The following is a 12,264-nucleotide window of genomic DNA, read 5'->3' on the forward strand; positions in this document are numbered from 1 at the left end:
GTAGTGAAACGATGCATCGCCGATGGTAGTGTGGGGTTTCCCCATGTGAGAGTAGGTCATCGTCAAGATTAAATTCCAGAACCCCTGTTTGCTAACGCAAACAGGGGTTTTGTTTTGGGCGGTCGGAAAATATTCCTGTAACCAGCGCTTAATACGGCCCGCCTCGCTTGCAGCTTGCGGTCGCCTTCAATGCTAAAGTCCATGCCTCGATTTTGCTTTTCCCAAGGAAGCCGTTATGCCGGATGCGACGTCCCTCAGCGCTGGATTCATGGTGGTTCACGGCAACCGCCTGGACGAACTGCGCAGCCTGGTGGTCAGTTGGATGCGTCGCTATCCACTGGCGCCGCTGGAAAACGAAATCGCCTTGGTACAAAGCAACGGTATCGCCCAATGGCTAAAACTGGCCTTGGCCGAAGACCCGGAAGATGACGACATGGGCGGCTGCGGTATCGCTGCGGCAATTGACGTGCAACTGCCCGGCAGTTTCATGTGGCAGCTCTACCGCATGGTTCTGGGCAAGGATGAAATCCCGCCCAAGTCCCTGCTCGATAAAGCCCCACTGACCTGGCGCCTCATGCGCCTGCTCCCGGAACTCATCGATCAACCGCATTTCGAACCACTACAGCGCTTCCTCACCCACGACACCGACTTGCGCAAACGCTACCAACTCGCCGAGCGTCTGGCCGACCTGTTTGACCAATACCAGGTCTACCGCGCCGACTGGCTGGAAGACTGGGCCGCTGGCCGCCACCAACTGCGCAACGGCCGAGGCGAATCCAAACCCTTGAATCCCGCTAACTGCTGGCAAGCCGAATTGTGGCGCGCATTGCTGTTGGATGTAGGCGAAGAGGGCATGGCCGAAAGCCGCGCCGGCGTTCATCAGCGGTTCATCGAACGCATCAACGCCCTTGAACAAGCGCCCCAAGGCCTACCGTCCCGAGTGATCGTTTTCGGTATTTCCTCGCTGCCCGCACAAGCACTGGAAGCACTCGCCGGCCTCGCACGTTTCAGCCAGGTCATGCTCTGCGTGCATAACCCTTGCCGCCACCACTGGTCCGACATCGTCGCCGACAAAGACCTGCTGCGTAACGAATACAAACGCCAGGCGCGCAAGGCCGGCATGCCGGTCACCATCGACCCGCAAACCCTGCACCAACACGCCCACCCACTGTTGGCCGCCTGGGGCAAACAGGGCCGAGACTACATCAGCCTGCTGGACAGCTACGACGACCCAAACAGTTACCGCGCCGCCTTCCGTGATGGCCGCATCGACCTGTTCAGCGACAGCGAGCCCACCACGCTGCTCAACCAGCTTCAGGACGACATTCTCGAACTGCGCCCACTCAACGAAACCCGCGACCTGTGGCCCGCCGTCGACCTGGAGAGCGACACCTCGATCCGCTTCCATATCGCCCACAGCGCCCAACGCGAAGTGGAAATCCTCCACGACCAATTGCTCCAGCGCTTCAGCGCCGACCCCACGCTGCGCCCGCGCGACATCATCGTCATGGTCCCCGACGTCGACAGCTACGCGCCGCACATTCGCGCCGTGTTCGGCCAGCTTGATCGACATGACCCGCGTTTCATCCCTTTCACCCTGACCGACCAAGGCCAGCGCGGCCGCGACCCGCTGCTGATCGCCGTCGAACACCTGCTGAAACTCCCGGACAGCCGTTTCCCTGTCAGCGAAATCCTCGACCTGCTCGACGTCCCCGCCTTGCGTGAACGTTTCGCCATCAAGGAGCGCGACCTGCCCACACTGCACCGCTGGATCGAAGGCGCCGGCATTCGTTGGGGCCTCACCGCTGAGCAACGTGCGGGCCTCGGTCTGCCAACAGAACTCGAGCAAAACAGCTGGCGATTCGGCCTGCGCCGCATGTTGCTGGGTTATGCCGTCGGCACCGGTATCGCGTGCGACGGCATCGAGCCCTACGACGAAATCGGTGGCCTCGACGCCGCGCTGATTGGCCCTCTGGTCGCCTTGCTCGACGCGCTCAACGACGCCCATCAGGCGTTGTCACAACCTGCAACACCCCAGCAATGGGGTGAGCGCCTGCAACGCCTGATGCAACTGTTCTTCCTGCCCTCCAGCGAGCATGACGACTACCTGTTGAGCCAACTCGAACAACTCAGGGAAACCTGGCTGGAAACCTGCGAGTCCGTCGGTCTGCAGGACGAGTTACCGCTCACCGTAGTCCGCGAGGCCTGGCTCGCCGGCCTGGACCAAGGGCGCTTGTCCCAACGCTTTCTCGCCGGAGCTGTCAATTTCTGTACTTTAATGCCGATGCGCGCCATCCCGTTCAAGCTCGTCTGCCTGCTCGGCATGAACGACGGCGATTACCCGCGCGCGCAACCGCCGCTGGACTTCGACCTGATGGGCAGCGACTACCGCCCCGGTGACCGTTCACGCCGTGAAGACGACCGCTACCTGCTGCTCGAAGCCCTGCTGTCCGCCCGCGACCAGCTCTATATCAGCTGGGTCGGCCGCAGCATTCGCGACAACAGTGACCGCCCGGCCTCAGTGCTCATCGGCCAACTGCGCGACCACCTCGCCAGCGGCTGGCACAACGCGAACGCAGAAAAACCGCTGCTGGAAGCGATGACCCAGGAACACCCACTCCAACCGTTCAGTGCACGCTATTTTCATGAGGGCGACCCACTGTTCAGCTACGCCCGCGAATGGCAGTTGTTGCACGAAGCATCAGCCAGCATCGCCAACGAAGACGAACTGGCGCAACACCAACAGGAAGAACCCCTGACCCTCGGCCAGTTGCAGGATTTCCTGCGCAATCCGGTGAAGCACTTCTTCAGCCAGCGTTTGAAAGTATTTTTTGAAGCGGCCGAAGTGCCATTGGCCGATGAAGAACCCTTCGTCCTCGACGCGCTGCAACGCTACAGCCTCAGCGACAGCCTGCTTAACGCCGCACTGACCCAGCCCGATCACATCGACCAGGCCCTTAACGCCCAGGCCCTGCGCTTGCAAGGCAGTGGCCTGCTGCCCATGGTCGGTTTCGGTGAATGCCTGCGCAACGAATTGATCGAACCGCTGCCCGACCTGCTGCAACGTTATCAACACTTACTGGCCCTCTGGCCAACCCCGCATCCGGGAGCCGAGCCGATCAGTTTTGAGCATGAAGGCATTCAGTTGGAAGGCTGGATCAGCGGCTTGCATCGGCGCAGTGATGGCGGATTGTTAAGCGTCACCACCATCCCCAACGGCATCGGCTCTATCAAAACGCGCAAATGGCATCGCCTGATTCGGCCATGGGTTAACCACGTCGTTGCCTGCGCGTGCGGCCTGCCGCTGAGCACCGGTTTAGTCGCCAGCGACGACACCTTGTTACTGCCCCCGCTGGATAACGCCGCAGCCCGGGAAATCCTCGGCAACCTGCTATTGGCCTGGCACACCGGCATGCGCAAACCGCTGCACGTGGCCGTCAAGACCGCCTTCGCCTGGCTCGGCCAAACCGACCCCGCCAAAGCGATGGCTGCCGCGGGCAAAGTCTACGAAGGCGATGGCATAACCACCGACGGCGAGCGCCGCGAAACCCCGGCGCTCACCCGCCAATTTCCGGACTTCGCCGCGCTCATCGCCAGCGAAGAATTCGAAGGCTGGGCCGAAACCCTGTATCGCCCGCTGATCAACGCCGCCTGGCGATCACTCACCGGCGAAGAGGCTAGCGCATGACCAGTAAACCCTTGGCCCTGGCCTTCCCGCTGAAAGGCAGCCAGCTGATCGAAGCCAGCGCCGGTACCGGCAAAACCTTCACTATTTCCGCCCTGTACCTGCGCCTGGTGCTCGGCCATGGGGGCGAAGAATCCGGCTTTGACCGCGAACTTCTGCCGCCACAAATTCTGGTAGTGACCTTCACCGACGCCGCGACCAAAGAGCTGCGCGAGCGCATTCGCATCCGCCTCGCCGAAGCTGCGCGGTTCTTCCGCGACGAGATCGAACAGCCCGACGCCCTGATCGCCGACCTGCGTGACGAATACGCCGCCGAGTATTGGCCCGCCTGCGCCAATCGCCTCGACATCGCTGCGCAATGGATGGACGAAGCCGCCGTTTCGACCATCCACAGTTGGTGCCAGCGCATGCTGCGCGAACACGCGTTCGACAGCGGCAGCCTGTTCACCCAAACCCTGGAAACCGACCACAGCGACCTGCTCGGCGAAGTGCTGCGCGACTACTGGCGCTTGTTCTGCTACCCCATGCACGACGACGCGCTCAACTGGGTGCGCAACAATTGGGGCGGCCCGGCTGCGTTGATGCCACGGGTGCGCGCACTGTTCGGCAGCGAACGGCCAACCGATGAAACCCGCGAGCCTGCCGAGCTGATCACGGCTTGCCTGCAAGAGCGCCGCGAAGCGCTGACAACCCTCAAAGCCCCGTGGCAACAATGGGCCGCAGAATTGCGCGATATCTGCCTGCAAGCCGTGGCCGCCAAAGCCGTCGACGGCCGCAAAATGCAGGCCCGCTACTTCGAACCCTGGTTCGAAAAAATCAGCGCCTGGGCCGCAGACGAAAGCCTCGAACAACTCGACATCGGCACCGGTTTCACCCGCCTCACGCCGGACGGCATGGCCGAAGCCTGGAAGGGCGAACCGCCACGTCACCCCGGCATCGACGCCATGGCCGGGCTCAAGGCCAGCCTCGACGCCTTGCCCACTCCCGACGCCGCTGTGCTGCAACACGCCGCCGGCTGGGTGGGCAAACGCTTCGAAGAAGAAAAACGCCGCCGCGCCGAAATGGGCTTCGACGACATGCTGATCCGCCTCAATGCTGCGCTGCAATCAGACGGCGGCGAGCGCCTGGCGAGTGTGATTCGCGAACAGTTCCCGGTGGCCCTGATCGACGAATTCCAGGACACCGACCCGGTGCAATACAGCATCTTCGACAGCATCTACCGCATCGAAGAAAACCACCTCGACAGTGGCCTGTTCCTGATCGGCGACCCCAAGCAGGCCATCTACGCTTTCCGTGGCGCCGACATCTACACCTACTTGCGCGCCCGCCAGTCCACCACCGGCCGCCATCACACCTTGGGCACCAACTTCCGTTCCAGCCACGCGATGGTTGAGGCGGTGAACCATGTGTTCCAGCGTGCGGAAAAAGGCCGAGGTGCGTTTTTGTTCCGCGAGCCGAATGGCGACAACCCGGTGCCGTTTCACTCGGTATTGTCCCAGGGTCGTAAGGAGAAGTTGCAGGTCAACGGCGACACACTCCCGGCGATGAACCTCTGGCATCTGCCCACGGATCAGCCGGTTTCAAATGTTCTGTATCGCCAGCAACTGGCCGCCGTCTGTGCCACGCAGATTGTTGAATTGCTCAATGGCGGGCAGCAGGGCACGGCAGGTTTCCTACAGCCGGACGGCAGCTTTAAAGGCGTGCTCCCGTCAGACATCGCCATCCTTGTGCGCGACGGCAAGGAAGCCCAAGCCGTGCGCGCCGAGCTGGCCGCCCGTGGTGTGCGCAGCGTTTATCTGTCCGACAAGGATTCGGTCTTCGCCGCTCAAGAAGCCCACGACCTGCTCGCCTGGCTAAAGGCCTGCGCCGAGCCCGACGTCGAGCGCCCGCTGCGCGCCGCCTTGGCCTGCGTCACCCTGAACCTGTCGCTGCCGGAACTGGAGCGTCTGAACCAGGACGAACTGGCGTGGGAAACCCGCGTCATGCAGTTCCGTGGCTACCGTGCGATCTGGCGCACCCAAGGCGTGCTGCCGATGCTGCGGCGCCTGCTTCACGATTTCAAATTGCCGCAAACCCTGATCGCTCGCAGCGATGGCGAGCGGGTACTGACCAACCTGTTGCACCTCAGTGAATTATTGCAACAAGCCGCGTCGGAGCTCGACGGCGAACAGGCGCTTATTCGCCACTTGGCCGAACACCTCGCGCTGTCCGGTCAGGCCGGTGAAGAACAGATCCTGCGCCTGGAAAGTGATGAGCAACTGGTCAAGGTCGTGACCATTCACAAATCCAAAGGCCTGGAGTACGACTTGGTGTTCCTGCCGTTCATCTGCTCGGCCAAGCCGGTAGACGGCAGTCGTTTACCGCTTCACTACCACGATGAAAACGGCAAATCCCAGGTCAGCCTGCGCCCGACCGCCGAGTTGATCGCGCAGGCGGACGACGAGCGCCTAGCCGAAGACCTGCGCCTGCTCTACGTGGCCCTGACCCGCGCCAAACACGCGTGCTGGCTCGGCATTGCCGACCTCAAGCGCGGCAACAGCAGCAGTTCGGTGTTGCACCTGTCAGCCCTGGGCTACTTGCTTGGCGCCGGTGCATCGCTGGGTGAATCCGCCGGCCTGGCGCGCTGGCTGCTGGACGTGCAGGAAGGCTGCCCGGCAATCCACTACGCCCCAGTGCCCGACGCCCAAGACATCCTGTTCCACCCGCCACGCAACACCGCCGCCTTGCTCGCGCCGTTATTGCCCAAGCGCAAGGCCGCCGAAAACTGGTGGATCGCGTCCTACAGCGCGTTGAGAATTGGCGACAGCATGAGCGCCGCCACCCTTGAAGCGCCAGAAAGCCCACAAGCTCAGAAGCTGTTCGACGACGAACGGCTGGACCCCGACGCACCGCGCGAAGTGGCGGCGTCCGGCGGCGACATTCACCGTTTCCCACGCGGCCCGAATCCCGGCACCTTCCTCCACGGCCTGCTCGAATGGGCGGGCGAAGAGGGTTTTAACGTGACCCCGGAGGCGATCGAAAAGGCTGTCGGCGCGCGCTGTAACCGCCGCAATTGGGAAGGCTGGATTGTCACCCTCAGCGGTTGGCTCGGTCACGTGTTGCAGACCCCGCTGCCTGTGGACAACGATCACGTCACCCTGAGTAGCCTGCAGCAGTATCAAATCGAAATGGAATTCTGGTTCGCCAGCCATAAAGTCGACGTGCTCGCCCTCGACAAGCTGGTATGCCAGCACACCCACAACGGCGTATCCCGTGTCGCCGCCGAACCGGTGCTGCTCAACGGCATGTTCAAGGGTTTTATCGACCTCACCTTCGAACACGACGGGCGCTATTACGTGGCCGACTACAAATCCAACTGGCTCGGCCCCGACGATTCGGCCTACACCTGGGACGCCATGGAGCAGTCGATCCTCGAGCATCGGTACGACCTGCAATACGTGCTTTACCTGCTGGCCCTGCACCGCCAACTGAAGGCACGCCTGCCGGACTACGACTACGACCGCCACGTCGGCGGCGCGCTGTACCTGTTCCTGCGGGGCACCGAGTCTGTGAGCAAAGGTGCGTATTTCACCCGGCCACCACGGGAACTGATCGAAGGCCTGGACTTGCTGTTCCAGGGCAAGCCCATCCCGCCCAAGGTTGAGCCCGCCTGGGAACAAGGAGTGTTGTTATGAGCCTGTCGCCTTTACCGCTCGAGGCGCTGATGCCCCTCAGCCGCGCCGCCGACCTGCTGCAACTGCTGGAACGTTGGGTGGATCGCGGTTGGCTGCGCGCCCTGGACAAAGCCTTTGTTGGCTTCCTGCATGAGCTCGACCCGCAAGCCGACCCTTTGGTATTGCTCGCCGCGGCACTGACCAGCCACCAACTCGGCCACGGCCACGTGTGTCTCGACCTGTTCGAAACCCTCAAGGCACCCGATTTCGCCTTGTCATTGCCGCCCGAAGGCGACCTGCAAACCGGCGCCATGCTGCTGCCGTCGCAATTGCTCGATGGCCTCGACGGCGCGCACTGGTGCCATGCGCTGGCCGCCAGTCACTTGGTCGCGCTGGCCGTCGATGGCAGTGAGTCAGCCCAAAGCCGCCCACTCGTGCTGTCGGGCAAACGCTTGTACCTGCGTCGCTACTGGACCTACGAACGCCGTATCGACACGGCGTTGCGCCTGCGTTTGGCCACTCAGGAAAACGTCGCCGCCGATTTGCCGCAGCGCTTGAACAGCCTGTTCGACCAGCCACCGCCCGATGGCGTCATCGACTGGCAAAAGCTGGCCTGCGCCCTGGCGACTCGTGGCGCGTTCAGCATTGTCACCGGCGGCCCCGGCACCGGCAAAACCACCACGGTGGTGCGCCTGCTCGCGTTGCTGCAGGCACCCGCCGTGGAAGCCGGCAGCCCGTTGCGCATCCGCCTGGCTGCACCGACGGGCAAAGCCGCCGCACGCCTGACTGAATCGATCAGCCAGCAAGTGCAGTCGCTGACCGTGCCCGACAGCGTGCGGGAAAAAATCCCGACACAAGTCACCACCGTTCACCGCCTGCTCGGCAGCCGCCCGGGCACACGGCACTTCCGTCATCACCTCGGCAACCCATTGCCGCTGGACGTGCTGGTGGTCGACGAAGCCTCGATGATCGACCTGGAAATGATGGCCAACCTGCTGGACGCCTTGCCGCCCCATGCGCGTTTAGTGCTGCTGGGCGACAAGGACCAACTCGCGTCGGTCGAGGCCGGCGCCGTACTCGGCGACTTGTGCCGCGACGCCGAAGCCGGCTGGTACAACCCGGCCACACGCCAATGGCTGCAAGCCGTCAGCGGCGAAAACCTCAGCGCCAGCGGCTTGCAGGAAGACCTCGACGGCAGCCACCCACTGGCCCAGCAAGTGGTCATGCTGCGCTACTCGCGGCGTTTCGGCGAAGGCAGCGGCATCGGCCAACTGGCGCGTTGGGTCAACCAGCAAAACGCCGAAGCCGCGCGCAAACTGCTGGCCGCGCGCAGCCACGACGACCTGTTCTGCGTCAGCCTCAAAGGCGAGCATGATCATGCCCTGGAGCGCCTGGTGCTGGACGGGCAGGGCGGCGGCGCCCAGGGTTATCGCTTTTACCTGAACCTGCTGCAAAGCGCGCGCCCGGCCCAGGGCACCCCGCGTGAAGACCCGGCCTGGACCCACTGGGCGCAACAATTGCTGCAAGCCTTCGATGCCTTTCAACTGCTCTGCGCCGTGCGCAAAGGCCCGTGGGGCGTGGAAGGGCTGAACGTACGTATCACCGCCGCTTTGCGCAAAGTGAAGCTGATCGAAGGCGACGACCAATGGTACGAAGGTCGCCCGGTGCTGATGACCCGCAACGATTACGGCCTGGGCCTGATGAACGGCGACATTGGTATCGCCCTTAAACTGCCCGAAAGCGACGGCGGCCCTCAGGTGCTGCGCGTGGCGTTCCCGCGTAACGACGGCCAGGGCGGCGTGCGTTTTGTATTGCCCAGCCGTCTGAATGATGTGGAAACCGTGTACGCCATGACCGTGCACAAATCCCAGGGCTCGGAATTTACCCACACCGCGCTGATCCTGCCGGACGCCCTCAACCCGGTGCTGACCAAAGAGCTGATTTACACCGGTATCACTCGGGCCAAACGCTGGTTCAGCCTGATTGAACCGCGCGGCGGCGTGTTTGAGGAGGCCGTACGGCGCAAGGTCAAGCGCTTGAGTGGCTTGATGCTGGAACTGGACGCCGCACTGGGTGAAACTGACTGATCGGTTATGAGATATTTCTGATTCAGTTGTCTGATTTTTCTGAAAAAATGGCGGTACCCGCGAAGTCCCGGCTTCGCGGGGTCTTCCGCCGCTGTGCTATCGTTGCGGCATCCCCCTGAAACACCACCTGAGAGTATCGCTGCATGAACGTGGCTGTCTCACCCACAGAGCGCAGTTTGAGCTGGAGACGACTGTTACTGGTGGCGGTGCTGTGCCTGCTCGCGCCGGGGGCATTTGCCCAGCCGCCCAGCCTGGCAGATCACCGCGCGCAGTCGGTGACGCAAGTCGTTCTCGGCATTCTCAGCTACGCCCGTTGGCCGGTGGAACCTGCGCAACTGCGGCTGTGTATCGTCGGCCCGACTCAATACACCGACGACCTGGTCAAAGGCACGACTCAAGCCACTGGCCGTGCGGTGGTGGTGCGGCGTTTGCTGACCGACAACCCCGATATCGTCAGTACCTGTGACGCCGTGTACATCGGCAAACTCTCAGATGATGAGCGCAGCCGCCTGTTTGCTTCGTTGATCGGCCACCCGGTGTTGAGCATCAGCGAAGGCGGCGACCAATGCACCGTCGGCAGCCTGTTCTGCCTGCGCGTGGCGGATGAGCAAGTGTCGTTCGAGGTCAACCTGGACTCCGTCGCCCGCAGCGGCGTACGCATTCACCCCAGCGTGCTGCAGTTGTCCCGTCGTCGAGCGCCAGCACCATGAGTATCGAAAAAGCACGGCCGACCCTGCGCTCGGTCATTGGTCGCGGGCATTTGATTCTGGCACTGGTGGCCGTGATTCTGGCCAGTGTGTCGCTGACCCTGCTCGGCGTGCTGGCGCTGCGCGTATATGCCGAACACAACCTGCATTTGATCGCGCGCTCCATCAACTACACCGTGGAAGCGGCGGTGGTGTTCAACGACAGCGCGGCGGCCACCGAGGCCCTCAGTTTGATTGCCTCCACCGAAGAAGTGGCCCAGGCCGACGTCTTCGACGCCAATGGCAAGTTGCTGGCGCACTGGGAACGGCCGGACACCGGAATGCTGTCGCGGGTCGAACTGGAGCTGGCGCGTACCCTGCTTGAACAGCCAATCATCCAGCCGATTCTGCACCAGGGGCAAACCATCGGCAGCATCCACATCGTCGGCCACGGCGGCAGTTTGCTGCGGTTTCTGCTCAGCGGCCTGGCCGGGATTCTCATCTGCACCGCCCTCAGTGCCTGGGTCGCCTTGCACCTGGCGCGCCGGCTATTACGCGGGATTACGGGCCCGCTGCAACGCCTCGCCGCCGTGGCCCACGCCGCACGCAGCGAGCGAGACTTCGACCAGCGCGTACCACCGGCGCAGATCGCCGAACTCGACAGCCTCGGCAGCGACTTCAACGCTCTGCTCGGCGAGATGGAAGCCTGGCAGAGCCACCTGCAAAGCGAAAACGAAACCCTCGCGCACCAGGCCAGCCACGACAGCCTGACCGGCCTGCCCAACCGCGCGTTCTTCGAAGGTCGGCTGATCCGCGCCCTGCGCAGCGCCGCCAAGGTCAACGGACGCGTCGCGGTGCTGTTTCTCGACAGCGACCGCTTCAAACACATCAATGACAACTTCGGCCATGCCGCCGGCGATGCCGTGCTGGTGGCCGTCGCCGAGCGCGTGCGCGCGCAACTGCGCGACGATGACCTGGTGGCGCGCCTGGGCGGCGATGAGTTCGCGATCCTGTTAACGCCCCTGCACAAGCCCGAGGATGCTCAGCGCATCGCCGACAAAATCATTGCCAGCATGGACGTGCCGATCCAGTTGCCAGGCAACACCCAGGTGTTGACCTCTCTGAGTATCGGCATCGCCACCTACCCTGAACATGGCGCCACCCCCGGCACGTTGCTCAATGCCGCCGATGCGGCGATGTATCAAGCCAAACGCTCTTCTCAGGGCGGCCAGCAAACGGCGGAATCGGAACCCACTGCCGCCACTATTCACCACAGGAGTTGATCCCTTGTTCTCTACTGCGCGCATGCTGTTTATCACCTTGCTGGTGGCCTGCCTGGCACTCGGCGGTTGCCAGACGGCGCCGCCCAAAGGCCTGACCCCGGCGCAAGTGGCCGTCCTCAAGCAGCAAGGGTTTGAACTGACGGGTGAAGGTTGGGCGTTCGGCCTGTCCGGCAAAGTGCTGTTCGGCAGTGATGTGGAGACCCTCAACACGGCCAGCACCGAGATCGTCGAGCGCATCGGCAAGGCCTTGGTCAGCGTAGGCATCCAGCGCGTGCGCGTAGACGGCCATACCGATGCGTCGGGCAAAGAACCCTACAACCAGCAACTGTCCCTGCGCCGCGCGAAAAGCGTAGGCAAGGTGCTGACGGGGGTAGGGATGAAGGAAGAGAACATCCAACTGCGTAGCCTGGGCAGCAGCGAACCGGTAGCGCCCAACACCACAGCGGCCGGGCGTACCGAGAACCGGCGCGTGTCGATCGTAGTCATCGCCGACTAACCAACCCGCCGGCTCCAACGTGAAATGCCATCCAATGTGGGAGCTGGCTTGCCTGCGATAGCGGTCTATCAGCAAAGAATGTGCTGATTGATACACCGCCATCGCAGGCAAGCCAGCTCCCACACCTATTTGTGCAAGGCCTGAATTTTGTGCCCGGCACAGCCCAACTGTGGGAGCGGGCTTGCTCGCGAATACGGTCATTCAGCCAAAAAACTATTGCCTGACCCACCGCCATCGCAGGCAAGCCCGCTCCCACACTTATTTGTGCAAGGCCTGAATTTTGCGCCCGGCGCAGCTCAACTGTGGGAGCGGGCTTGCTCGCGAATACGGTCATTCAGCCAAGAATCTATTGCCTGACCCACCGCCATCGCAGG

General features: G+C 62.8%; 6 protein-coding genes. All 6 read left to right on the forward strand.

What is annotated here, in order from left to right; translation table 11 throughout:
• Positions 1-235 precede the first annotated feature (235 nt).
• Positions 236-3,688: an exodeoxyribonuclease V subunit gamma gene (gene recC / locus Q7C20_RS26000; RefSeq protein WP_375071089.1), complete on the forward strand. Its 3,453-nt coding sequence runs from the start codon at positions 236-238 to the stop codon at positions 3,686-3,688.
• Positions 3,685-7,359 carry an exodeoxyribonuclease V subunit beta gene (gene recB / locus Q7C20_RS26005; protein ID WP_375071090.1) on the forward strand — a complete coding sequence of 1,225 codons (3,675 nt, stop codon included), beginning with the start codon at positions 3,685-3,687 and terminating at the stop codon, positions 7,357-7,359. The genes recC and recB overlap by 4 nt, the downstream gene beginning before the upstream one ends.
• Complete coding sequence (recD, locus tag Q7C20_RS26010) at positions 7,356-9,425, forward strand: exodeoxyribonuclease V subunit alpha (RefSeq protein WP_375071091.1); 2,070 nt, start codon at positions 7,356-7,358, stop codon at positions 9,423-9,425. Before recB ends, recD begins: the two co-directional genes overlap by 4 nt.
• Positions 9,426-9,568: 143 nt before the next feature.
• Positions 9,569-10,135 carry a YfiR family protein gene (locus Q7C20_RS26015; protein WP_375071092.1) on the forward strand — a complete coding sequence of 189 codons (567 nt, stop codon included), beginning with the start codon at positions 9,569-9,571 and terminating at the stop codon, positions 10,133-10,135.
• Positions 10,132-11,394: a diguanylate cyclase domain-containing protein gene (locus tag Q7C20_RS26020; RefSeq protein ID WP_375071093.1), complete on the forward strand. Its 1,263-nt coding sequence runs from the start codon at positions 10,132-10,134 to the stop codon at positions 11,392-11,394. Before Q7C20_RS26015 ends, Q7C20_RS26020 begins: the two co-directional genes overlap by 4 nt.
• A 4-nt stretch (positions 11,395-11,398) precedes the next feature.
• Positions 11,399-11,890 (forward strand): OmpA family protein, encoded by a 492-nt coding sequence (locus Q7C20_RS26025; protein ID WP_375071094.1) that lies wholly within the window; start codon positions 11,399-11,401, stop codon positions 11,888-11,890.
• Positions 11,891-12,264: the final 374 nt, after the last annotated feature.

The sequence above is a fragment of the Pseudomonas sp. AMR01 genome (genome assembly GCF_041946035.1).
Lineage (GTDB): Bacteria > Pseudomonadota > Gammaproteobacteria > Pseudomonadales > Pseudomonadaceae > Aquipseudomonas > Aquipseudomonas antarctica_B.

Excerpts from the sequence above, each read along its gene's own strand:
- recD (WP_375071091.1), top strand. The coding sequence starts at position 7,356 with ATGAGCCTGTCGCCTTTACCGCTCGAGGCGCTGATGCCCCTCAGCCGC.
- recB (WP_375071090.1), top strand. The coding sequence starts at position 3,685 with ATGACCAGTAAACCCTTGGCCCTGGCCTTCCCGCTGAAAGGCAGCCAG.
- Q7C20_RS26020 (WP_375071093.1), top strand. The coding sequence starts at position 10,132 with ATGAGTATCGAAAAAGCACGGCCGACCCTGCGCTCGGTCATTGGTCGC.
- recC (WP_375071089.1), top strand. The coding sequence starts at position 236 with ATGCCGGATGCGACGTCCCTCAGCGCTGGATTCATGGTGGTTCACGGC.
- Q7C20_RS26015 (WP_375071092.1), top strand. The coding sequence starts at position 9,569 with ATGAACGTGGCTGTCTCACCCACAGAGCGCAGTTTGAGCTGGAGACGA.